Below are 18,149 nucleotides of genomic sequence, written 5' to 3'. Positions count from 1 at the left end.
CGTTACTCCGTTGTTTGTTCTGCCTTGCTCTTGGACTTCAGATAATCAAAGGTCATATCGAGGAGCAGAATGCGCAGCGCGTCCTCCTCTGAAATTCGAGGGCTAAGCTCACTCACTCGACGCTGCAATTCTTCAAGCACTTCGCGAGAGCGCGCAATTTGCTCTCTCATATCAATAGTTAAAGTGATAGGCCCTATTATCGTTGTCATGATGCACTTTCCTCGATTTCGCCCTCTGCCGGTACTGGCGTGAACTCCACTCGCTTCACATCGGCAGGAGCGAAGTAAAGCCACTCACCAGTCTCCGTCGCCAGCGGCACAAAGCCGTTAACTAACTCAGGCTGACGTCGTGACATCTTGCCCGTGAAGGTTTCGCCTGTTTGGGTGGTTAACGTGATTTGGTAGATGTCGGACATTGAGAGCCTCTTTATCCGCTTGTGAAGTCCAACGCGTTGGACAAAGTGATTTCTGCATTAAAGACCACTTATGAGGGTGAGGATCCGCAGCAAAATAATTAGAGACCACTATAGAAGCAGGATTCGCCTGCCTCGTTTTTCTATAGGAGGTAACATGTCACGAACCCAATTTATAGAACTCGCAAAAGCCTACGCAGGCAGTATCAATGCGATCATTTCTCTAATTTGCCTGTTGATTGCAAAGCACTACGGCGTTCTTCAATACTTCTAATCCCTGCCTTATCCAGATTGCACTGCCCCAGCGCTGTATAGAGCTGAGCGTTTAACTCCAGACTTGCCTGCCACGTGAACGGAACTACCATTCCGGGGATCGGCGTGTCTGCGGTCAGATCAGTGCTTATCGGCACCACTGGGGCTGGCACGTAAACTGTCTGCGTATTCCCGCAGGCTGTCAGCAGCGGCAGAAGGAACAGGCTGGTTAGCGCACGGATCTCCTTCAAGCACCTGCCTGATGTAGACAATGCGCGTCTCGCCCTTTTGAGCCAGTTCGTTCTTTGCATTCTGGGTAGCCTGTGAAATTTCACGGATGAGGTTCATCGTAGTGATCACGTTGCTGGTGATCGCCTCTGATGTGTCTGCCCGGACCGTCGCCTTATCGCGCTGGTCTTTGTAGGTGATGGCGTTGTCGCGGTAATGGTTAATCGTCCAGGCCATGGAGACCAGCAGACAGATAACGAAAGCACAGATGATTGCTGTTAACCGGCTCATTTAACACCTTCCAGGCAGAGCGCCTTTTCTTTCCCTGCTCGAGTTACCAGACCAGGCAGAACCTTGCCGCCTCCCCATACCCAGCGAGGGAACTGGTTGCATGCCGCCGTGATGTCTCCACTTCTGAGAAGAGAGAACATCGTGGAGGTGCGCATGTTCCCACAGCCAGCACGAAACGTTACCGATACAGCTGCTGAGAAAGTATCGTCAGATAGCTTTCTGCCATTCCCGTAACGGTTAACGCAGGACTCAGCATCAAGGATGTTGCGCTCCCATTCGGCTGCGATCTGCTGGTCAGACTTAACGGTGCCAAGCTTCACGCCATGCGTGTTCCCCATACCGTCAGTCAGCACACCGGCCGGGCAGACATATGGATCACGTCGGCAAGATTCAGCGTTGCCGATTAACTCCAGCCCGCGCTCGTTTGTTCTGACGTGTCCCGCATTCATCACAATGGCGATGATCGTTCCGACGGAGCAGACAATGCCCGCCGCACCGCTCTTCTTACTCAGTTTCAACTGTGCCACCGGAAATTCTCCGCATTGCCTCCGTAACCACCTCGGCGGCAGCCGGACGATCGGAGTGAGGTTTTTTACCTACATCAGATAAGTAGTTTTCCAGCAGCTGGGTTCGTTTCCTTTCCTCAGCCATACGCTCACGCTCTTCTTTCCGTTTTGCGTAATAGGTTTTTATCGTGAAGAACGCCGATACCAGCGCGCCGATAATAAACACGTAATCCTGTAGGCTAAGCAAAGAGAACAGACCCAAGGCCGCCGACCACCAGTACGGCAGATCGTGTCCATTTGTTGGGTTCATACGTTGCATTCCACACCTCCGGGCCCGGGGTGCTGTGTCGTAGTTGGGAAAAGGCCGTCAGACACGATAGCTACGTGGCATCTGGAATTGATTGTCTGCGGCCTGAATAAAAAACCTGGCGACAAGCCAGGAAGATGAGGGTAAGGCAATGTCGGCTCTCTGGCCGAAAATACCCTGGCTGGGTTTGGCTCGCCTGGCTGGATTCGAACCAGCGACCAACCGCTTAGAAGGCGGTTGCTCTTTCCTCTGAGCTACAGGCGAATTGGTGCCGGGCAAAGGAATCGAACCTCTGACGCGCAGCTTACAAGGCTGCCGTTCTGGCACTGAACTAGACCGGCAAATTTGGAGCATCTGGCGGGGATCGAACCCGCATCTTCTGGTTGGAAGCCAGACGTAATTCCCAAACTACGACAGATGCAGAATTGGCGGGACAGGAAGGATTCGAACCTTCGACCATTCGGTTAACAGCCGAACGCACAACCGCTGTGCTTCTGACCCTGAAACGAAAAAGCCCCGCACAATGGCGAGGCTTGTAATTCTTTGTCGACCTACGAAGCTATGGCGACGATATCAGATTTACATGAAATATATGCGTTTCAATCCAGTTTTGCAAGACTTGAGTTTAAATTTGTCGCCTTTTGTTGTGAACGTGATCGCGTAACCTGCAATAAAGCCCCGCCATCCAGGCGCAGGAAGATGCGGCGCATCTCAACCCAGCGGTCCGTAAACGTCTCTGACCAGTTCTTTGGCGTTACGCCAACCAGCGACGCCAGCGCCTGGTATTCGTAAGTGTCGCGCCCAGCCAGTTCCGCCTTAACGTCCTGCGCCGCCAGCCAGATAAGCTTCTTCAGGCGCTCCATAGTCTTGCCCGCCACCTTCTTCGCGCCGAGTTGCTCCCGGAACTCTGTCCAGGCCCACTGGGTTATCGCCACCTGATATTCGAATCGGATGTTCTCGCTATAGTTCCAGAGCAGCCATGCTTTTTGATGCTCTTCCAGTGACAGGACAGCGCGGCGCCATGACGCGGTACCGAACTCTACCGGGCTGACCAGCGCAATAGATGAGCCCTTAGCGCGGGACTGACTGCCGCTCATCGCCGGGCCATCAGGGTTGACCATGCGCTGCTTATCCTTGTCGAATACCTTTTTTCGGCCCCGGCTGCGCGCCGTCGCGGTGAACTGCGCATTTTCGGCGAAAGCTACCAGCTGCCCTTTCGTCGCCCCGCTGAGGTCTGCGGTCGCCACAATGAGCTGCTGACGTACGTATTCCAGTTGCTGACTGTTCATGCGGCTTCCTTATGTGGCTGGATGGTTTTGGTCTGGCTGTGCTTTGCTACTGGCGGCATGCTGGCGCGCTTAACGCTTTCTGCCTGATACCGGATAATCTGGTCACGTGTCATTCGTCCACCCTCTCGTTCTGCCAGAGAGGAAGTGGTGACTTATCCCCGGCGCGGCGTATGCGGGACTTGGCGTTCTTCTCAATCTGAATGAGCTTTTCGATGTTCTGGCGGCGTTGCTTTTCCTCGCGGCGAAGATACTTTACGCTTTCCCAGTAGCGAGACTCCCGGTCGCAAAGTGTCATCAGGTAGTCGAATGGATCGATTAGCGTTTCGCACTTCCGGCAGCGTAAAGTCCGGTCTTTTTCATTCACCCAAACAGTAGAGTGCAGGCACATAACCTTCTGCCCTTCGCGCTGAATAACCAGCCCGTCCTGTAGGTCGTTATTCTTCGTCGGGAACGCGACAATCTTGCCCAGTTCAATTTCAGTTTCTGTGCTCATGCTGCCTCCTGTCGGCGGGCGCGGCGTTTTTCCAGCGCGCGGGCTTTACGAGTGAAAATGGATTTGATTCGCTGCAGGTATGGGATGTCGAACCGGCGGACGGAATTATCGTTGTTTATCGCCTCAACTTTTCCGGCACCGATGCGCTCAATAAGGCCCTGTTCGAATGCCTTTTGCGCGCCGTCACGATCCCGATTGCAATAGACACACTGGGCTGCGGTATTGTGTAGGTTAAAAGCCAGGTGCGCTGCTGCACCGCGGGTGCGGTAGTGGCCGCAGTCCATGGTTCCGCCAAACTTCTGCTCAGGCAGCCTGCCGCAGCTGATGCACGGCTTACCGGCATCCCTCAGACGGACGTACCGGTTGAAAGCCGCCTGTGCTTCAGCTCTCCACTGCGGTTTCGTTTTTAGCGCCACCTTTCTCGCCTTCAGATCCCGGCGTTCCGCGCGCTCTTTCTCTTTGCGCTCCTTGATGCGCTTGGCCGCGGCTTTCACCTTCTCCTTTTCGCGCTCTTCCATAGCGAGGATTGCGCCGTGTTCAGGGCAGCACCAGCGGATCCGGATGTCGTTGAATTTCGGCACGAAGTATTCACCGCATACTTTGCACTTACGGCGGGAAGGCTTACGCACGTTTCCTCCTTGCCGCGAGACGCAGCCATTTCTCATCGACCGGACGGGCGGTGTAGTCCTTGAAAGTCGGGATGTCGGACGGCTTAACCGCTGGCTTACGCTTGCGGCGCGCCGGAACGCGGAAGATTTCGTTGGTGATAACGCGGGAAAGCGGAGTAGACATCAGGCCTCCTGCTTATCGCGCAGCTGCTGGAATTCGCAGCCGCTGGGGATAGTCAGCGCCAGGCCGAACTGGGCGCACCAGGCTTCGACCTTGCACATGAAGATATGCATCTCTCCAGTGTCGAGGAGGGAGGTGTGTCGAGGCTCCCATGAGGTTTCTTTCGCACCGGTAATGAAGTCGGTATAGGTGACTTCTTCGCATCCGAGGTACGTCTTTTTGAGGTTGCGCTTAACCCATTCCGGCGTTGCGTCGGTACGCCCGGATTTGATGAGGTATTCGCTGATTTCTCCCATCCAAAGATGAAAGAGTGCGTTTTGAGACAGGCTGCGCTTCTCGCGCCACGGCTTGACCTGAAGGCGGAAACATTGCCCTGCATCCAGCAATGGCTGAATCTGCTGGCCAATGGCCGCGAAGTTGCCGCGATGGAGTTTGATTCCGTCTACTGGCAGAGTCATACGGCCTCCTTAACGGAAACCGCAGAATGCAGAAAATCGCAGGTGCATTTCTGCATCTGTGAAAAGGTGAGGAGTTCAGATTGTGGTCGCATTTAAGTCCCCTTAAATGCGCAGAAGTCACCGGAGTTGTTCAGGCTCCGATGACATGATTATGGACGGTTGATTCCATAAAATCAACGTAAGTGAATGGCCTCATTTGAGTCCACGAATTCAATCTTCCGCGTACTTACAGCAAAGCGAGCATACATCATTCCCACCGTGCTCTTCATATGCGCTTTTAACAGCATCAGTCATTTCTTTAAAGCTTTCGAATGGATGGCCGCCGTTGCTTTTTTTATAAGCTCCAGCAGCGTATTTGTAGATGTCGGACTCTTCTATGCCCTCATCAACATAAGTGCCCTCATGATGAGGGCACTGTGTTAAAGCGCCAACCCTACCAAGCATCTCCAATGCCCAACACTCTTGTTTCATGCAAAGTTGATCGATACTCATAACGCCTCCTGTTGGTTTTACATCGCCAAATGAATGTACCACCAAGAAAGAGGAAATGAAGCAGTTAAATTGTAAAACATGTGTATATATCAATGAGTTAAAATAGTTTGCTATTTTTTCTTACAGCCTTTCTGCGTCGAATGGGTTAGGCATCATCACCCCCGAAATATCCTAACCTTCCTCCGTGGTCGCCAATTACAATCCCGGAAATGAATATTCCGAATAGCCCCACAACAGAAAATGCAATGAGGTTAAATTCAAAGCCAGCTACAAAGACGCAGACTGATGCGACAATCAAAAGATACAGCAGCCAGAATTTTCGGTTCACGGCTTCACCTCATGCTGCGGTGATGCTGCTATCATCCGGCGATACACATCGTAAGTTCCGAATTGTTCATCACCAGCCTCAAGCATTTCATGGGTGGGTTCTTCTGGCACCAGCACCCAACCATCCGGAATCACCGGAGAGTTGCCGTCCTGCGCCGGAGCGATGTAGTTTTGCTCCGGACAGCAATCGGATTGCGCTGGAGAGTTACCATTCTGAAGCATGGCTTCTTGAAAGCGTCCAAGCTCTACGTACTCCTGACATGACCACCCGCCATCAATAAAATCGCGAGCTTCAACAGCGTCGAAAGTGAAAGATGTTTCACCGCCAGTTGGTGAGGTTAAGCCGTACAGGTCTGCTACCGGCTTAAATTGCGTTACTGGTATGGTACCTTCATTGGTGAGGGTACCATCTGCACCCTGAAGCATGGCGGCGCGATAGGCGTTCCAGCCGACAGCTTTTCCATGTTCAAACGCGCTGTCAAAGTCATCATCCATTTCCATCGCAGCGGGCACAGATACCGGTGCTGGCGGGGCGGTGTATAACCGAGTGCCATCTTTGAAATTCTCCCAGTCAGCCTGACCATCAGCGGCTATGCACGCTACCCTTGCATCCGGGTGGCATCCGCAATCGTCATATTCGCCCAGGACGACCTCGCCAACAGCCTCCGCTTCAAGCGATGCCAGCGCGATACTCGCCAGCTCGTTCAGGATTGCCACATCAGCGTGACCGAGGGTGTAACCAGCTTTCAAATCGGCAACTGCTTGCACGGCATGTTTGTCGATGTTTCTCATTGGGCGGCCTCCCGCTTCTGCTTGTTGTATACGGCCCAACTCAGAGCATCGAGCTTGTCACGACCTGCTTTGTCGTACATGTGGATGCCATCGCTACAGGCGTGCTCCTGCTTCACCTGCTCTTCGAGAGCGCTTATCTCTTCGTAAGACAGAGTTGCCAGTTTGAGTCGATTCCAGCCAAAGTTACGGATGCGAGTCATGACTGCACTCCTTTGCGAACCTCTGATGCGAAGTCACCGCAGATAGTTGCCGCTTCATCAAGACCGACAAGTTCGTCCTGATAGCAATTAACAATTGCGTTGCTAATTTTCAGGCAAGCTTCATCAACCGCACTGGCCCGCACTTCAGCCAGGAAAGCGTCGGTTGCTGGGGTTGAATCAAGTACTTCACAAACATCGTCGTTCTTGCCATCGCGCTCAGTTCGGCAATATCCGCACATGATGTAACTGTCAGCATGCTTTTCAATCGCTGACTTCAGCCCCGCATTCTCCGCAGCCAGCGCCGCGCATTTTGCTTCCAGCTCTTCGTATGTTGGTTTCATGCTGATGCTCTCCCGTACTTGTCTGATAACTCGCCCATTTGCCTGTGGATTTCCGCAAGGTCACACCCTGCGCAGCCCAGAGCTTCGGCTATGAGTTCTTCCTGTTCTTTGGATGGCCCGGCTTGCAGAATTTGATTGAGCTTCCTGTGCGATACGCCGCAGTGCTTGGCGATGCTGATGAGCGTTACACCGTTACCCTTCGCCATGGTCCTAACCATCAAGCGATAATCACTCCATTCGCTCATACCCCTACCCTCCCCCAAACCATCAATACTCGCTTCATCGCCTGACTGTTCCGGCACTCCTGAAATATTCCGTTGGTGCAGCTGCGCGCGGTGCCATCCTGTTCTTCTGGCGTCGCCAGGCGATAAGTCACCGTTCGCCAGACCTTGTTCACCCGGACAATCTTGCGGGCCCGCTCCAGGTCGATAGCGTTCTTCGTGATGCAGTTGATTGTCATGCCGCAATCTGTGGCCACATCCTTCGCAGTGAAGGTCCGGTGCGTTTCGAGATAATGCAGAATTGCCTGCTTGCCTTTCATTGTCTTAGCACTCATAGTCAGCCTCCTGTTGCATCTGGCCGCTGTAGGTGAAATCTACCGGGTCCAGGCCGGAGTAGCGGCTGCTGAAGTGGTAGGTTTTTTCTGCCCCCGGCGCATGGCGGGACTTCACACAGATGATTTCGGTGATGCCTTTCAGTTCGGTGTTCGGGTTGTATTTCTCATCCCGGTAGATCATGAAAATCACATCGGCTTCCTGCTCGATAACACCGGACTCGCGGAGGTCAGCTGCGACCGGGCGCTTATTAGCACGTTCTTCGACCTTACGGTTAAGCTGAGCCAGTGCGATGACCGGGCAACGCAACTCTTTCGCCAGGTTCTTCAGGCCGGTGGCGATCTCCCCTACGCTGCGGTTCATGTTCTCAGGGTCAGACATGCGCATCTTCTGGAGATAATCGACGATTACCACGCCCAGTCCGCCCAGCTTCTTACTCATACGCCGCGCTTCCGCACGCACCTGGTGAACGCTTAGGGATGGCTTGTCATTGATGTAGATCGGAGAGTCGATGAAATCCTTCATGCAATGGCCGACCTTTCCCCAGGCCCCGTCCATCACGCCGCTTTGCTTGCTGAGTAAATCCTCTTTGCTCACCCGGGCCCGGTGGAACGCGACACGCTCCGAGATCTGATCAACTGGCATTTCCAGACTGAAGAAAAGCACAGGCTTTTTGTTTTTCAGGCCGACTGTCTCGGTCACGGTGGTGCTGAACATGGTTTTCCCCATGCCAGGGCGCCCGCCGACAACGATGAAATCGGTGTTGTTGAACCCGCCGAATGCGCTGTCAATGGTCGCCATGCCCAACTCGGTTTTGTGCTTCCAGATATCGCCGCTAATAATCGACTGGATGGTCTCTAACGACATGTCGATACCGGTAGTGATGTGCTCGGTGCCATAGTCAGCACTGTGCTCAATGCTGGAGATATCAGCCTGAATGTTGCCGATGATGTCAGCGATACCATCACTGGATGGTTCGGACAATTTTTGGATCCCTACCTGTAACGCCAGGGTCATACGGCGACCAAGGTACATTTCCCGAAGCTTTTCGCAGTAGGCTGCCAGGTTTGCGAAAGACGGAGTGTTTTTGCTGCATTCAGCCAGGTAAGCGAAACCACCCGCACTCTCAAGCACCCCGAGCTGCTCAAGATCGCTGGTCAGCGTAAGCAGGTCTATCTTCGAACCGGATTCGTTGAGTCGCTTATAGGACCGCAGAGCCACTTTATGGGGCGTTGCTGTGAAGTGGTCCTCAGTCAGGCCCTCAATCGCATCGGTAGCCATGTCCACGCCATCTGCGCGCCCTGCTGCAAGCATTATTCCGCCGATGACGGCCTGCTCAACGTATAAATCAATAAAACGGCTCATGCTTTCACTCCCTTGCGCTCACGGTGCTCGTTGATGGCCTGCTCGTAGACAGATCCCCAGTTCTTCGGATTCAGTATCCAGTCGAGAGTCAGCCATGGCTGATCGCCTCTGGTGCCGAACAGGGAAGACTTGCTAATCAGCTCGAAGGCCATTCCCATGTGCTTCAGTTCTCGCCAGTTGCCCTGGGTGGTTTTGCCGTTCCACACAGCTTCCAGGTCTCGATAGGCCGGACGGCGGCGGTTCCACTCATGCAGCGAAACGGCCTTCGAAGGGAATTTTTCATTCCAGAGTTTGATGATCTCTTCGTGCGGACAGGCTGCCGGATTGCTTCCCTGGCCATCCGCCCATATCAGGGCGTCTGACAGGTATCCATCAAAGCGGGTCATACGGCACAGGTTCTCTGGCTTGAAGCTGTGACCCCAGTTCACATGGGCCCAGCGGATAACCAGCTTCAGCTCTTCGGCGGTGTAGCACTGGTCTTTGCTCTTCACTGTGGAGAGAGCTTTCTCAAAAGGTGCCAGCGCAGCACAACGACTACCCGTTAGCTCGTTGAAGTAATCCATCACTTCCTGAGCGAGTGAGTTTTCCCCCTTGGGGGATTTAGGGGGATCTTGTCTTTCTGTATTTTGATTATTGTCTTTTGTGGTTAGCATCTTCTGCTTAGTTCTGTTAGCAACTTCCGCTAAGGTTTTCTTAGCAGGTTTAGCTAATGTTTTGCAGAATCCGTTAACCTTCGTTTTCCACTCGGAAACATTGGTATTCATGCCCACTTTGCGGCCTTCCTGAATGAATACCTTCTTGCCGATCAGCAGGTTTTTGGCAGTAGAGCAATGCGTGTGGTGCTTACCAACCATCTGCTCCAATTGCTCGTTGCTGACCCAATCCATTTTTTTATTGAAGCCGTATGTCTTGCGCCAGACTGCCAGCACAATGCACATCTCAGTTTCGCTCAAACCTGAAGCCATAACGGCATCAAGAAGCTCATTCGCAACGCGAGTGAACCCATCTTCCAGTTGCGCCACACGATGCTCCACGACCTCCATCGGCGGCCTGTAGTCTGCTAAATGCTTAACGACGCCCATGCTTCACCCCTGCCTGAATCAGTGCCAGTCTTGCCATGCCAACGAAGCGCTCAGCGAACGCCCGGTTTTTTGAGGCAGCGACAACCAGGCCATCTGGTGAATCTGGATGGCGACGTTCCTCTTTTTCCTGGTACTTTTTGCGATTTTTTGACATACTTACTCCCGTTACTTGGCGTAACACAGTGTGATAAGGGCCTTTGAAGTGACCGCTTCAAGGGCTTTCGCTTTTTTGGTAGTACCCATCACATAACTCCCGGCGACATAGCGGCCAGACTTGTCACCACCGCAGCGATTGATTCAGTTGGCAGGAAGCGCAGCAGTGCTTCAGCAGCTTCTCTCACCTCTTTCTCAAGGCGTTGTATCGGCTGACCAAGTAACTTCGCCTGATGCGCTTCAGTGCACTCTTTCATGGCCTCCGCAATCAACTCCTCTTTCGTCTTGCCTTTCACCAGACCGAACTGACGGGCCACCTGCTCGTTATCCCGAGCCATCACATCAACAATGACGGGGATCAGCAGCACCAGGCCTTTATCGTTCTTAGGGCCCGGGTCGTTAATCATCCGGAAGAAGTTCTGCTTGGTGTTGTGCTCAGAACCGGCCAGCAGCAATCCACGACCGCCGCGCGCCAGCCACTCCTTTGCTACCAGCTGCGAAATGTGTACCTGAGCCTGTCCGGGCGTTGCCTTCTGCCAGGCGCGAACAGCTTCGCGGATCCTGGTCAGCTTACTGTTATTGCGCGGAACGCTTTGATAAATCGAAATCAACGGACGTTGTTCAAGTCCGGTACTCTGTTGATACGCAAGTGAATGCATTGCTTTCCCTTTCGTGGTTAGGGCCGCCGTTAAGCGGCATGGTTCTCTGGGTGTGGAAACAGGTCGGGAAGATCAGGTCGAATTTCGTGTGCCTTAATCTCGCCACCAGTAGCGTTTACGATGGCTGTTACTTTTTCCGGAGATACGGAACCACCGTTAAGCCACTTGTGAACCGCTGGCTGGCTAACGCCGCAAATATCTGCGAGTCGCTTCTGGCTGCCAACGATTTCTAAAGCTCGTTGAATAACTTTGTTCATGGATTTTACCTATCCGATTACTGGATTAATGAAAAGATAACCCAAGTTATGACCTTTGTCCATAACCTTTGTTATTTTACTCTGCATAACCTGAGTTATATATTGGCGCTATGAAAACATTCGCAGATCGACTTAACGCGGCTATGAGAGCCGCAGGCATATCCCAAGGGCAGCTGGCTGAGAAAGTCGGCATATCTCAACCTGCAATTCAGAAAATGACATCAGGAAAAACCACAGGCAGCCGTAAGATGGTTGAGCTTGCTCATGCATTGAACGTGCGTCCGGAATGGCTCAGTTCGGGCGTAGGCTCAATGCAGGACGAAGGACGCAAGGACTCCGCTATCCCACCAGAATCAGAATGGGGTAAAGTTGACGCTTGGGATAGCAAAACAGATCTGCCAGATGACGAGGTCGAAGTGCCATATCTGAAAGACATAGAACTTGCGTGTGGTGATGGTTCCTGCTTGGAAGATGACTATAACGGATTCAAACTTCGTTTTGCGAAGTCTACCCTTCGTAAGGTGGGAGCCCAGAAAGATAGCGTGCTGTGCTTCCCGGCATCAGGAAATAGCATGGAGCCCATGATCCCTGAAGGGACGACGGTCGCTATCAACACGAACGACAAAAAAATCGTTGATGGCAAGGTTTATGCAATAAGCCAGGACGGATGGAAAAGGCTAAAATCCATTTATCGTGTGAGTCCTACCCGCATCGTGATTCGCAGCTTCAACAGTGAAGAGTACCCTGATGAAGAAGCGGATATCGAGAGCGTAGAGATTATTGGTCGCATGTTCTGGACATCGACTATCTGGTAATCAAGAGGGAAGGGATGAAATTAGAACTAATAGCATTATCTTTACTGGCTTTAACTACGAACGCAATCGGCTCTAGCACCCTGAGCTGCGATTACGCTAAGTCGGACATCAGTAATGGAGCTAATGCTCCAATGACTCCTGGCGGAAAAGGCACTGTCGAATTTGATGGAAAATCCTTTAAAGCCACTCGTCCAAATGGTGGTGTGATCATTTCACCAATAATCAGTAAACAAAAAAATGGAATGCTTTTTCTTGACGACAAGACAAAAGTGTTCGCGGCAAGCCTTTCTAAAACTGATTTCGCTATCTCTGACCGAATTGCTCGAATTACTGAGCAATGGGCCAACTGCATTGATGTTAGTCCATCGCCGAACAATTCAGATAACGACAAACCGGCAACTGACTGGAAATATAGGTCTCTCACGAAGCAGGAGATAAATGCTGTTGAGGCAGCGGTCAAAGACCAGTTGAAAGATCCAGAAAGCGCCAGATTCAAGCACTCTAAATTTGTGAGCAACGGGAAAGGCGCATACTGCGGCCTGGTTAACTCCAAAAACTCATACGGCGGATATGCTGGAAACACACCTTTCATGGTCATGCTTATCAATAATGGTAAACCTCACGCTGGCTTTATAGGTATGGGCGGAGATGATGCCGAGACCCTGTCTACGTTCTCCGTCTGCAAAGACAACGGTTATTTCTAAACCCCGCCTTGATTGAAAGCCCCGCAATGCGGGGTTTTTTATTGTCAGAAATCCCCCCTCCACATTTTTTACAAAAATAAATTCATTTAGTTATCAGTGCATTATAACTTATGTGATGATGATTATAAATTAGGTTATTGCTATCACTCATAACTAAGGTTATCTTTAATCCATCGAAACGAAACATCGACAGCTGAGCGAAGTTAGCCAGCGGCGGACAGCAAGTCGCCTGCTTTTTAACAACATACAAAGTCGGAACAGCACTCAGTAATCCTGTTTAGACCCCAACGCACAAAATGCGGCGTATCACCGGCGGCGAACCGGTCGGTGAGAAGGCTACCCCCTCGCGAGAGCGATAAAGGCGTGGGAACGGGCAACACTGGCGGGATGAGAGGTGCGAAGCGCAAACAGATTTATTCCAGTCCATTCGAAGTGAGTGGGCTGGGCTGAATCACAGAATCTTTCACGCCCGATTGGGCATCACGTTCAAATGGCTAGCCGCTGCCACCCTTTTCGACGCGGCGCACCGTATCGGAGGAGTTATGTAACAGGTAACAGTGACGACTGAAAACCAACATTCAGCCCCGGATTACGCCGGGGTACACCGTGGAATGTTTTGGGGTGTGGTGGCGGTGTCCTCAAGCGAGGTGCAACGCTAGCAGTGTGATAAGACCTGAAAACCGGCTGGGCAGATTGTTGTTTGCCAATACAGAAACAGGGCGCTCAGGAAGTAAGTGAGAGTGGCGACTCAGTGCCAGTCCACCACACCGACCAAAGCATTTCTCCCGCATCAGCGGGTAACTACAGAGCCAACCTCAAGCACCGGGCGCCGATGCTTGGTGATGGTAATACTGCCATCTCAACCGCACAGGAGACGATGATCCTGTTCTGGTTGGATTGGAAAAGTCTTCTTGGCCCGCCAGCGCGCGGGCATTTTTTTGGAGGTTGCATGTTTGCTACTGACATCTCACTGAAATACGGCACTCATCAGCCAGAGACGATTCTGGAAACAATGCCGATTGAAGAAGCCTCCGAAATCATCATGGAGAAGCTTCGTGATGAAGTGCGCCAGGAACTCGAGTGCGAGTATGGCGATCGCCTTTATGAGGCTGAAGAAGAGGCATCAAACTGGGAAAGCAGAGCTGATGACTATGAAAGCGATGCGACTTGCCTGGCTAAGGCCATAAGAGAGGCTTTTGAATCTGCCAGCTTTGAAGATGCAAAGGTGATCCTCCAGCGAGCGATGCACGACCATAAAGACTATTTCTGAAGACCCGCCACGGCGGGTTTTTTCATACCTCAGTCGCTTCACCGAGGCGGCTTAGTTATGACAACTGGCGGCCATCCACCGCCCATTAGCGCAGAAGTCTTGTTTAACGTTCAGCAGCCCAGCTTACGGGCGGAGTGATTATGCAAAAATTTATCGTTATCCAGCAGCACGCATGGTCAAACGACCACGGTTACGGCATTGGTTATTCCTCAGATTTGGAAATATTTGATAAGCGGGAAGTAGCAATTTCTCACGGATTTGAAGTAGCAGGTTGTGATGATTTCAATATCGGTGTTATCGACGACGGCCGACTAGTGTCGCTCGACTGGATGGAAAAGCCAGTTGGTAACGGGAAAGGTGTTTCAGATGAGAAACTCCAGATTATCTCTGATGCCATTGGCTTGGAGGCATCATGACAGTCACCCACAACGGAAAGCAGTACACCGCCAAAAAGCTCAACGATAACGAGTGGCAACTGACGTCGGTATCGGCACCGCGCGACAAGCTGACACTGAACCGCTGGCAGATGCATATCGCTGGCCTCCTGAAACAGGTTGAGGTGAAGGTATGATTGGAATGCACTATGGCACCGCATCAGTGCCACGTAGCGAGGTTTTACCGGGAACAATGCTGCAACACCACGGCAAAACTTATCGCGCCTCTGCGAACGTTGAGAAAGGCCTATACGCCTTCAACATCTTCGAAAAAACCATCATCAAAAGTGATTCCGTCGTTGTGCTGCTGAATGAGCGCGGCGAGCCGATGGTTCACTGATACCAACCACCCTATTCAACCGATCGGCCTGGCTCAATGCGGGCTGGATCTGCACATCCAAATTTCAGGAGTTCAGCCATGAACGCATACCTCACTTACGACCGAATCGAAGATCGGCACTGGGTTGAGCAGCAACTCACCGACGAGAAGGAGAAGTGGATCGACGACAGGACGCAGAAAATCATCGACATGATGCCAAAAGAACCGTCCGGCCTCTTCCACTTCACGATCCCGATTGACTCCAGCCCATACGAAGGACTTCGCAGCGATAAAGCTGGCGAGGCCTACAACGATTTCATTTCGGCAGTTGCTTACGCCCAGGCGGAATACGACTGGGAACACCGTACCGGCTGCCCGTTTTAATTTTTGAGGGGATTAACGATGGCAAACGAATTAACAATCACAGCGACGTCACTTCAGGAGATAGGCGTCGACGTCTCCACCTGGAGCGCGCTGAAGAATAGCATCTACCCTGGCGCCAAAGACGAATCGGTAATGATGGCGCTTGACTACTGCCGCGCACGCCAGCTGGATCCGTTGCTCAAACCTGTCCACCTCGTTCCGATGTACGTCAAAGACTCGAAAACAGGTAAAGGCGACTGGCGCGACGTGGTCATGCCGGGCATCGGGCTTTACCGCATTCAGGCGGACCGCTCAGGTGATTATGCCGGTGCCCGCGAACCAGAGTTCGGTCCAGACACGACGCAGACGCTTTCTGGTGTCGAGGTCACATTCCCTCAGTGGTGCAAATACACCGTCTACAAGCGCATGCCTAGCGGAGAGATCGTCGAGTTCAGCGCCAAAGAATACTGGATTGAAAACTACGCCACCGGCGGACGCGACACCACGGCGCCGAACGCGATGTGGAAAAAGCGCCCATACGGCCAGCTGGCTAAATGCGCAGAAGCCCAGGCGTTGCGTAAGGCATGGCCTGAGATTGGACAGCAGCCTACCGCCGAAGAAATGGAAGGCAAATCACTGGACGTTGATATCCGTGACGTCACGCCCCGCAGCACCACTGAAGCACTTCCACCAGCAGCAAGCGAAGAAACGCTTCAGGCGATCACCGATCTCTTAACAGCCTTGGATAAAGACTGGGAGCAAGACTTCCTCCCTGTGTGCAGCGACATCTTCAAACGGCCAATTCTTGAGGCGTCAGACCTCACTGAAGAAGAGGCACAGAAAGGGTTCAACTTCCTTCAGAAAAAAGCTAAGGCGGCAGCATGACACCCTCCCTCCTTTCACTGTTGCGAAGCGGAAAACACAGCATTCGCGACATAGCAAAGATTTTAGGCATCTCAAAGTCTCGCGTGTCATGGTTCATCGCCGAGCTTGAGCGGCGCAAATGGATAGAAGTCACCAGGTGCGCGATATGGTTTCACGATGGCACCCGTTCAAATAAGCAGAACGTATACAGGGTAAAACTATGACACCAGAAATTATCCTTGCCCGGACTGGCATCGACGTAACCAATATCCAACAGGGCGATGAGGCGTGGCACAGGCTGCGCCTCGGCGTTATCACCGCCTCTGAAGTGCACAACGTCATCGCCAAGCCAAGATCGGGAAAGAAATGGACTGACATGAAGATGTCCTACTTCCACACTCTACTCGCCGAGGTATGCACCGGCGTGGCGCCAGAGGTTAACGCCAAGGCGCTGGCCTGGGGCAAGCAGTACGAGGAAGACGCACGCACCCTTTTCGAGTTCACCACCGACGTGAAAGTCACGGAGTCGCCGATCCTGTTCCGTGACGAGAGCATGCGCACCGCGTGCTCCCCTGACGGCCTGTGCAGTAACGGGTTCGGCCTTGAGCTTAAATGCCCTTTCACCTCTCGCGACTTCATGAAGTTCCGCCTTGGCGGTTTCGAAGCCATCAAGTCTGCGTATATGGCCCAGGTGCAGTACAGCATGTGGGTGACCGGGAAAGAAGCCTGGTTCTTTGCCAACTACGACCCGCGCATGAAACGCGAAGGTATTCACCACGTCGTCGTTGAGCGGGATCCGCAATATATGACCGATTTCAATGAAATGGTGCCGGAGTTCATCGAGAAGATGGACGAAGCGCTGGCGGAAATCGGCTTCACGTTCGGGGAGCAGTGGAAATGAAACGCACACCCTTTTACCGCAGGCCCGGGCGAACCGGGCAATTCTCCGGCCTCCGCGAACGCGTTATCTGGATGATTCAGACGCGCGGCCGCCCGGTAACCGGTAGCGAAATCGCTGAGAAGTTTGGCGTAACGCTGATTGAGTTTAACCGGGTCGCCAACGGCATCACCCGCGGCTCCGGACAGATAGCGCAGATCGTTGAGTCGAAGAAATGGCTCAACGATGACGGCATCTGCGACCGCGCTTTCGACCTCGTTACGAAGCCGAAGGTTGTTACGCCGCAGGGTAAATCGCGGCTGTTCACCCGGCGCGCCATAGAGCAGTCACGGGAAGGCCGACGGCAGGAGTGCATTGAACGTGCCTCCCGGCGTCGCCGCCTCATTGCTCAGGGCCTCTACATCGACGAAATGGAGTCAGTGCTATGAAAGCGTGGTCTCTCGAAGAGCTGGCGCTGCTGTGGCGACACTCAAACGCTGAAGTCGCAGAGATTACCGGCCGCAGCATTGAAGAGGTCGGAGATAAGCGGCTGCAAACCAATAATGAGCGTAATGGCTGGGATGTTAACGATCCGGAGCGGGAGGGTGCATGATCCATTTTCACGGCGGACCGATTACGCCGGACATATGCGCCCTGAAGGCATGGAAAGGCAGGCACGCTTTCATTTCCTTCGCCAACCCCGGCCAATTAGCCCTGGCCAGCGAAGTCACCCAGTCTTTCGCGCTGGATAACGGCGCATTCAGCTTCTGGACGAAAAAGCGCGTTGTTAACTGGAATGACTACTACGCGTTTGTAGGTCGTTGGATGAATCACCCTCGCTTTGCTTTTGCAGTTATCCCTGACGTGATCGGCGGGACCAGTGAAGAGAACGACGCGTTAATCGCCGAGTGGCCGCACGGCAAAGTAGTCGGCGCTCCTGTGTGGCACATGAACGAGCCCGATGAACGTTTCTTCCGCCTGTGTCGGGAATTTCCGCGCGTATGCATCGGTAGCATGGGTGAATACGACGCAAAGCGCCCGCGCTCATGTCGGGCAAAGTTACGCGATCTCATCCGTCACGTTGTCGACATAAACGGGTATCCGATAACAAAGCTTCACGGCCTGCGCATGCTGAACGCCGATATATTCCGACACATCCCACTGTCGTCAGCCGACAGTACTAATGTGGCGCGAAACATCGGCATCGACAAAGCGTGGGATAAATCAGCCTACGCGCCGGCAAGCAAAGAAACACG

At 52.8% G+C, this 18,149-nt stretch carries 37 protein-coding genes and 4 tRNA genes; 13 read left to right on the top strand and 28 right to left on the bottom strand.

Features of this window, described 5'->3' with window-relative positions:
* Positions 1-2 precede the first annotated feature (2 nt).
* From ACOTWU_RS13930 to ACOTWU_RS13795, 28 genes are all read right to left on the bottom strand, one after another.
* Complete coding sequence (locus tag ACOTWU_RS13930; protein WP_246893562.1) at positions 3-209, bottom strand: hypothetical protein; 207 nt, start codon at positions 207-209, stop codon at positions 3-5.
* Positions 206-415: a hypothetical protein gene (locus ACOTWU_RS13925; protein WP_246893563.1), complete on the bottom strand. Its 210-nt coding sequence runs from the start codon at positions 413-415 to the stop codon at positions 206-208. The genes ACOTWU_RS13930 and ACOTWU_RS13925 overlap by 4 nt, the downstream gene beginning before the upstream one ends.
* Before the next feature lie 212 nt (positions 416-627).
* Positions 628-822: an Rz1-like lysis system protein LysC gene (gene lysC, locus ACOTWU_RS13920; protein ID WP_421625784.1), complete on the bottom strand. Its 195-nt coding sequence runs from the start codon at positions 820-822 to the stop codon at positions 628-630.
* A complete protein-coding gene (locus ACOTWU_RS13915) occupies positions 806-1,183 on the bottom strand; it encodes a DUF2570 domain-containing protein (RefSeq protein ID WP_421625775.1) in 378 nt (125 codons plus the stop codon). Before ACOTWU_RS13915 ends, lysC begins: the two co-directional genes overlap by 17 nt.
* Entirely contained in the window at positions 1,180-1,632 is a 453-nt protein-coding gene (locus ACOTWU_RS13910; protein ID WP_223866363.1) for a lysozyme, read from the bottom strand. Before ACOTWU_RS13910 ends, ACOTWU_RS13915 begins: the two co-directional genes overlap by 4 nt.
* A gap of 55 nt (positions 1,633-1,687) precedes the next feature.
* Positions 1,688-2,008, bottom strand: a complete 321-nt coding sequence (locus tag ACOTWU_RS13905; protein ID WP_032141950.1) for a hypothetical protein — start codon at positions 2,006-2,008, stop codon at positions 1,688-1,690.
* A 176-nt stretch (positions 2,009-2,184) separates the two neighbouring features.
* A tRNA-Arg gene (locus ACOTWU_RS13900) sits at positions 2,185-2,260 on the bottom strand.
* Between the two features lie 2 nt (positions 2,261-2,262).
* Positions 2,263-2,337: transfer RNA gene (locus ACOTWU_RS13895), tRNA-Thr, on the bottom strand.
* A gap of 5 nt (positions 2,338-2,342) precedes the next feature.
* Positions 2,343-2,417, bottom strand: a tRNA-Gly gene (locus tag ACOTWU_RS13890).
* A 5-nt stretch (positions 2,418-2,422) separates the two neighbouring features.
* Positions 2,423-2,497 (bottom strand) — tRNA-Asn (locus ACOTWU_RS13885).
* 98 nt (positions 2,498-2,595) lie between these two features.
* Positions 2,596-3,285, bottom strand: a complete 690-nt coding sequence (locus tag ACOTWU_RS13880) for a bacteriophage antitermination protein Q (RefSeq protein WP_126499324.1) — start codon at positions 3,283-3,285, stop codon at positions 2,596-2,598.
* Positions 3,282-3,398 (bottom strand): hypothetical protein, encoded by a 117-nt coding sequence (locus ACOTWU_RS13875; RefSeq protein ID WP_315433100.1) that lies wholly within the window; start codon positions 3,396-3,398, stop codon positions 3,282-3,284. Before ACOTWU_RS13875 ends, ACOTWU_RS13880 begins: the two co-directional genes overlap by 4 nt.
* Positions 3,395-3,778 (bottom strand): hypothetical protein, encoded by a 384-nt coding sequence (locus tag ACOTWU_RS13870; RefSeq protein WP_315433102.1) that lies wholly within the window; start codon positions 3,776-3,778, stop codon positions 3,395-3,397. Before ACOTWU_RS13870 ends, ACOTWU_RS13875 begins: the two co-directional genes overlap by 4 nt.
* The gene (locus ACOTWU_RS13865; RefSeq protein WP_110921172.1) at positions 3,775-4,407 is read right to left on the bottom strand and encodes a recombination protein NinG; all 633 of its coding nucleotides are present in this window, start codon (positions 4,405-4,407) and stop codon (positions 3,775-3,777) included. The genes ACOTWU_RS13870 and ACOTWU_RS13865 overlap by 4 nt, the downstream gene beginning before the upstream one ends.
* Positions 4,400-4,570: a NinE family protein gene (locus ACOTWU_RS13860; RefSeq protein ID WP_315433106.1), complete on the bottom strand. Its 171-nt coding sequence runs from the start codon at positions 4,568-4,570 to the stop codon at positions 4,400-4,402. Before ACOTWU_RS13860 ends, ACOTWU_RS13865 begins: the two co-directional genes overlap by 8 nt.
* The gene (locus ACOTWU_RS13855) at positions 4,570-5,025 is read right to left on the bottom strand and encodes a YbcN family protein (RefSeq protein ID WP_047357441.1); all 456 of its coding nucleotides are present in this window, start codon (positions 5,023-5,025) and stop codon (positions 4,570-4,572) included. Before ACOTWU_RS13855 ends, ACOTWU_RS13860 begins: the two co-directional genes overlap by 1 nt.
* Before the next feature lie 210 nt (positions 5,026-5,235).
* The gene (locus tag ACOTWU_RS13850) at positions 5,236-5,517 is read right to left on the bottom strand and encodes a hypothetical protein (RefSeq protein ID WP_315433110.1); all 282 of its coding nucleotides are present in this window, start codon (positions 5,515-5,517) and stop codon (positions 5,236-5,238) included.
* A gap of 145 nt (positions 5,518-5,662) precedes the next feature.
* Complete coding sequence (locus ACOTWU_RS13845; RefSeq protein ID WP_045325435.1) at positions 5,663-5,845, bottom strand: hypothetical protein; 183 nt, start codon at positions 5,843-5,845, stop codon at positions 5,663-5,665.
* Positions 5,842-6,636 carry a hypothetical protein gene (locus ACOTWU_RS13840; RefSeq protein WP_421625774.1) on the bottom strand — a complete coding sequence of 265 codons (795 nt, stop codon included), beginning with the start codon at positions 6,634-6,636 and terminating at the stop codon, positions 5,842-5,844. The genes ACOTWU_RS13845 and ACOTWU_RS13840 overlap by 4 nt, the downstream gene beginning before the upstream one ends.
* A complete protein-coding gene (locus ACOTWU_RS13835; RefSeq protein WP_045344904.1) occupies positions 6,633-6,836 on the bottom strand; it encodes a hypothetical protein in 204 nt (67 codons plus the stop codon). Before ACOTWU_RS13835 ends, ACOTWU_RS13840 begins: the two co-directional genes overlap by 4 nt.
* On the bottom strand, positions 6,833-7,177 hold the full coding sequence (locus ACOTWU_RS13830) for a hypothetical protein (protein ID WP_276194735.1): 345 nt from the start codon (positions 7,175-7,177) through the stop codon (positions 6,833-6,835). The genes ACOTWU_RS13835 and ACOTWU_RS13830 overlap by 4 nt, the downstream gene beginning before the upstream one ends.
* Positions 7,174-7,422: a hypothetical protein gene (locus ACOTWU_RS13825; RefSeq protein WP_045344947.1), complete on the bottom strand. Its 249-nt coding sequence runs from the start codon at positions 7,420-7,422 to the stop codon at positions 7,174-7,176. The genes ACOTWU_RS13830 and ACOTWU_RS13825 overlap by 4 nt, the downstream gene beginning before the upstream one ends.
* Positions 7,419-7,718, bottom strand: a complete 300-nt coding sequence (locus ACOTWU_RS13820) for a protein ren (protein WP_421625783.1) — start codon at positions 7,716-7,718, stop codon at positions 7,419-7,421. The genes ACOTWU_RS13825 and ACOTWU_RS13820 overlap by 4 nt, the downstream gene beginning before the upstream one ends.
* A 4-nt stretch (positions 7,719-7,722) precedes the next feature.
* A complete protein-coding gene (locus tag ACOTWU_RS13815) occupies positions 7,723-9,096 on the bottom strand; it encodes a replicative DNA helicase (RefSeq protein WP_421625773.1) in 1,374 nt (457 codons plus the stop codon).
* Positions 9,093-10,178 (bottom strand): replication protein, encoded by a 1,086-nt coding sequence (locus ACOTWU_RS13810; protein ID WP_421625772.1) that lies wholly within the window; start codon positions 10,176-10,178, stop codon positions 9,093-9,095. Before ACOTWU_RS13810 ends, ACOTWU_RS13815 begins: the two co-directional genes overlap by 4 nt.
* Positions 10,165-10,332 carry a hypothetical protein gene (locus tag ACOTWU_RS13805; protein WP_312634418.1) on the bottom strand — a complete coding sequence of 56 codons (168 nt, stop codon included), beginning with the start codon at positions 10,330-10,332 and terminating at the stop codon, positions 10,165-10,167. The genes ACOTWU_RS13810 and ACOTWU_RS13805 overlap by 14 nt, the downstream gene beginning before the upstream one ends.
* Before the next feature lie 88 nt (positions 10,333-10,420).
* Positions 10,421-10,990, bottom strand: coding sequence for a hypothetical protein (locus tag ACOTWU_RS13800; RefSeq protein ID WP_421625771.1), 570 nt, complete (start codon positions 10,988-10,990; stop codon positions 10,421-10,423).
* Positions 10,991-11,019: 29 nt separating this feature from the next.
* Positions 11,020-11,247 carry a transcriptional regulator gene (locus ACOTWU_RS13795; protein WP_016042179.1) on the bottom strand — a complete coding sequence of 76 codons (228 nt, stop codon included), beginning with the start codon at positions 11,245-11,247 and terminating at the stop codon, positions 11,020-11,022.
* 110 nt (positions 11,248-11,357) lie between these two features.
* Here ACOTWU_RS13795 and ACOTWU_RS13790 point away from each other — a divergent pair, with 110 nt between their 5' ends.
* The 13 genes from ACOTWU_RS13790 to ACOTWU_RS13730 form a co-directional block, all read left to right on the top strand.
* Positions 11,358-12,062: an XRE family transcriptional regulator gene (locus tag ACOTWU_RS13790; protein ID WP_421625770.1), complete on the top strand. Its 705-nt coding sequence runs from the start codon at positions 11,358-11,360 to the stop codon at positions 12,060-12,062.
* 14 nt (positions 12,063-12,076) lie between these two features.
* The gene (locus ACOTWU_RS13785; protein ID WP_421625769.1) at positions 12,077-12,766 is read left to right on the top strand and encodes a hypothetical protein; all 690 of its coding nucleotides are present in this window, start codon (positions 12,077-12,079) and stop codon (positions 12,764-12,766) included.
* A gap of 877 nt (positions 12,767-13,643) precedes the next feature.
* Complete coding sequence (locus ACOTWU_RS13780; RefSeq protein ID WP_230203950.1) at positions 13,644-14,036, top strand: hypothetical protein; 393 nt, start codon at positions 13,644-13,646, stop codon at positions 14,034-14,036.
* A 140-nt stretch (positions 14,037-14,176) separates the two neighbouring features.
* The gene (locus ACOTWU_RS13775; protein WP_230203951.1) at positions 14,177-14,452 is read left to right on the top strand and encodes an antitoxin; all 276 of its coding nucleotides are present in this window, start codon (positions 14,177-14,179) and stop codon (positions 14,450-14,452) included.
* Entirely contained in the window at positions 14,449-14,607 is a 159-nt protein-coding gene (locus ACOTWU_RS13770; protein ID WP_047727208.1) for a hypothetical protein, read from the top strand. Before ACOTWU_RS13775 ends, ACOTWU_RS13770 begins: the two co-directional genes overlap by 4 nt.
* On the top strand, positions 14,604-14,810 hold the full coding sequence (locus ACOTWU_RS13765; protein ID WP_001752704.1) for a cell division protein FtsZ: 207 nt from the start codon (positions 14,604-14,606) through the stop codon (positions 14,808-14,810). Before ACOTWU_RS13770 ends, ACOTWU_RS13765 begins: the two co-directional genes overlap by 4 nt.
* 78 nt (positions 14,811-14,888) lie before the next feature.
* Positions 14,889-15,173, top strand: coding sequence for a host nuclease inhibitor GamL (gene gamL / locus ACOTWU_RS13760; protein ID WP_315433134.1), 285 nt, complete (start codon positions 14,889-14,891; stop codon positions 15,171-15,173).
* Positions 15,174-15,191: 18 nt separating this feature from the next.
* The gene (gene bet / locus ACOTWU_RS13755; RefSeq protein ID WP_315433136.1) at positions 15,192-16,037 is read left to right on the top strand and encodes a phage recombination protein Bet; all 846 of its coding nucleotides are present in this window, start codon (positions 15,192-15,194) and stop codon (positions 16,035-16,037) included.
* Positions 16,034-16,240, top strand: coding sequence for a helix-turn-helix domain-containing protein (locus ACOTWU_RS13750; protein ID WP_315433139.1), 207 nt, complete (start codon positions 16,034-16,036; stop codon positions 16,238-16,240). The genes bet and ACOTWU_RS13750 overlap by 4 nt, the downstream gene beginning before the upstream one ends.
* Entirely contained in the window at positions 16,237-16,917 is a 681-nt protein-coding gene (locus ACOTWU_RS13745) for a lambda exonuclease family protein (protein WP_219274397.1), read from the top strand. The genes ACOTWU_RS13750 and ACOTWU_RS13745 overlap by 4 nt, the downstream gene beginning before the upstream one ends.
* Complete coding sequence (locus ACOTWU_RS13740; RefSeq protein ID WP_315433142.1) at positions 16,914-17,342, top strand: regulator; 429 nt, start codon at positions 16,914-16,916, stop codon at positions 17,340-17,342. Before ACOTWU_RS13745 ends, ACOTWU_RS13740 begins: the two co-directional genes overlap by 4 nt.
* Complete coding sequence (locus ACOTWU_RS13735; protein ID WP_164474822.1) at positions 17,339-17,506, top strand: hypothetical protein; 168 nt, start codon at positions 17,339-17,341, stop codon at positions 17,504-17,506. The genes ACOTWU_RS13740 and ACOTWU_RS13735 overlap by 4 nt, the downstream gene beginning before the upstream one ends.
* The coding region (locus ACOTWU_RS13730; RefSeq protein WP_421625768.1) for a hypothetical protein at positions 17,503-18,149 on the top strand (647 nt) is incomplete at its 3' end. The genes ACOTWU_RS13735 and ACOTWU_RS13730, both read left to right, overlap by 4 nt.

Source organism: Enterobacter cloacae complex sp. GYL001 (genome assembly GCF_049237125.1).
GTDB lineage: Bacteria > Pseudomonadota > Gammaproteobacteria > Enterobacterales > Enterobacteriaceae > Enterobacter > Enterobacter hormaechei_C.
Note: the sequence above shows the minus strand (reverse complement) of the source record. Positions and strands in the feature narration are given on the sequence as shown.

What these genes read in the sequence shown, in the direction of transcription:
- ACOTWU_RS13745 (WP_219274397.1), top strand. Translation starts at nt 16,237, where the DNA reads ATGACACCAGAAATTATCCTTGCCCGGACTGGCATCGACGTAACCAAT.
- ACOTWU_RS13765 (WP_001752704.1), top strand. Translation starts at nt 14,604, where the DNA reads ATGATTGGAATGCACTATGGCACCGCATCAGTGCCACGTAGCGAGGTT.
- ACOTWU_RS13750 (WP_315433139.1), top strand. Translation starts at nt 16,034, where the DNA reads ATGACACCCTCCCTCCTTTCACTGTTGCGAAGCGGAAAACACAGCATT.
- ACOTWU_RS13820 (WP_421625783.1), bottom strand. Translation starts at nt 7,718, where the DNA reads ATGAAAGGCAAGCAGGCAATTCTGCATTATCTCGAAACGCACCGGACC.
- ACOTWU_RS13905 (WP_032141950.1), bottom strand. Translation starts at nt 2,008, where the DNA reads ATGCAACGTATGAACCCAACAAATGGACACGATCTGCCGTACTGGTGG.
- ACOTWU_RS13830 (WP_276194735.1), bottom strand. Translation starts at nt 7,177, where the DNA reads ATGAAACCAACATACGAAGAGCTGGAAGCAAAATGCGCGGCGCTGGCT.
- gamL (WP_315433134.1), top strand. Translation starts at nt 14,889, where the DNA reads ATGAACGCATACCTCACTTACGACCGAATCGAAGATCGGCACTGGGTT.
- ACOTWU_RS13810 (WP_421625772.1), bottom strand. Translation starts at nt 10,178, where the DNA reads ATGGGCGTCGTTAAGCATTTAGCAGACTACAGGCCGCCGATGGAGGTC.
- ACOTWU_RS13770 (WP_047727208.1), top strand. Translation starts at nt 14,449, where the DNA reads ATGACAGTCACCCACAACGGAAAGCAGTACACCGCCAAAAAGCTCAAC.
- ACOTWU_RS13880 (WP_126499324.1), bottom strand. Translation starts at nt 3,285, where the DNA reads ATGAACAGTCAGCAACTGGAATACGTACGTCAGCAGCTCATTGTGGCG.
- ACOTWU_RS13800 (WP_421625771.1), bottom strand. Translation starts at nt 10,990, where the DNA reads ATGCATTCACTTGCGTATCAACAGAGTACCGGACTTGAACAACGTCCG.
- ACOTWU_RS13925 (WP_246893563.1), bottom strand. Translation starts at nt 415, where the DNA reads ATGTCCGACATCTACCAAATCACGTTAACCACCCAAACAGGCGAAACC.
- ACOTWU_RS13775 (WP_230203951.1), top strand. Translation starts at nt 14,177, where the DNA reads ATGCAAAAATTTATCGTTATCCAGCAGCACGCATGGTCAAACGACCAC.
- ACOTWU_RS13910 (WP_223866363.1), bottom strand. Translation starts at nt 1,632, where the DNA reads ATGAATGCGGGACACGTCAGAACAAACGAGCGCGGGCTGGAGTTAATC.
- ACOTWU_RS13795 (WP_016042179.1), bottom strand. Translation starts at nt 11,247, where the DNA reads ATGAACAAAGTTATTCAACGAGCTTTAGAAATCGTTGGCAGCCAGAAG.
- ACOTWU_RS13835 (WP_045344904.1), bottom strand. Translation starts at nt 6,836, where the DNA reads ATGACTCGCATCCGTAACTTTGGCTGGAATCGACTCAAACTGGCAACT.
- ACOTWU_RS13840 (WP_421625774.1), bottom strand. Translation starts at nt 6,636, where the DNA reads ATGAGAAACATCGACAAACATGCCGTGCAAGCAGTTGCCGATTTGAAA.
- ACOTWU_RS13855 (WP_047357441.1), bottom strand. Translation starts at nt 5,025, where the DNA reads ATGACTCTGCCAGTAGACGGAATCAAACTCCATCGCGGCAACTTCGCG.
- ACOTWU_RS13790 (WP_421625770.1), top strand. Translation starts at nt 11,358, where the DNA reads ATGAAAACATTCGCAGATCGACTTAACGCGGCTATGAGAGCCGCAGGC.
- ACOTWU_RS13735 (WP_164474822.1), top strand. Translation starts at nt 17,339, where the DNA reads ATGAAAGCGTGGTCTCTCGAAGAGCTGGCGCTGCTGTGGCGACACTCA.
- ACOTWU_RS13860 (WP_315433106.1), bottom strand. Translation starts at nt 4,570, where the DNA reads ATGTCTACTCCGCTTTCCCGCGTTATCACCAACGAAATCTTCCGCGTT.
- ACOTWU_RS13915 (WP_421625775.1), bottom strand. Translation starts at nt 1,183, where the DNA reads ATGAGCCGGTTAACAGCAATCATCTGTGCTTTCGTTATCTGTCTGCTG.
- ACOTWU_RS13740 (WP_315433142.1), top strand. Translation starts at nt 16,914, where the DNA reads ATGAAACGCACACCCTTTTACCGCAGGCCCGGGCGAACCGGGCAATTC.
- bet (WP_315433136.1), top strand. Translation starts at nt 15,192, where the DNA reads ATGGCAAACGAATTAACAATCACAGCGACGTCACTTCAGGAGATAGGC.
- ACOTWU_RS13785 (WP_421625769.1), top strand. Translation starts at nt 12,077, where the DNA reads ATGAAATTAGAACTAATAGCATTATCTTTACTGGCTTTAACTACGAAC.
- ACOTWU_RS13825 (WP_045344947.1), bottom strand. Translation starts at nt 7,422, where the DNA reads ATGAGCGAATGGAGTGATTATCGCTTGATGGTTAGGACCATGGCGAAG.
- ACOTWU_RS13815 (WP_421625773.1), bottom strand. Translation starts at nt 9,096, where the DNA reads ATGAGCCGTTTTATTGATTTATACGTTGAGCAGGCCGTCATCGGCGGA.
- ACOTWU_RS13805 (WP_312634418.1), bottom strand. Translation starts at nt 10,332, where the DNA reads ATGTCAAAAAATCGCAAAAAGTACCAGGAAAAAGAGGAACGTCGCCAT.
- ACOTWU_RS13930 (WP_246893562.1), bottom strand. Translation starts at nt 209, where the DNA reads ATGACAACGATAATAGGGCCTATCACTTTAACTATTGATATGAGAGAG.
- ACOTWU_RS13870 (WP_315433102.1), bottom strand. Translation starts at nt 3,778, where the DNA reads ATGAGCACAGAAACTGAAATTGAACTGGGCAAGATTGTCGCGTTCCCG.
- ACOTWU_RS13850 (WP_315433110.1), bottom strand. Translation starts at nt 5,517, where the DNA reads ATGAGTATCGATCAACTTTGCATGAAACAAGAGTGTTGGGCATTGGAG.
- ACOTWU_RS13875 (WP_315433100.1), bottom strand. Translation starts at nt 3,398, where the DNA reads ATGACACGTGACCAGATTATCCGGTATCAGGCAGAAAGCGTTAAGCGC.
- ACOTWU_RS13780 (WP_230203950.1), top strand. Translation starts at nt 13,644, where the DNA reads ATGATCCTGTTCTGGTTGGATTGGAAAAGTCTTCTTGGCCCGCCAGCG.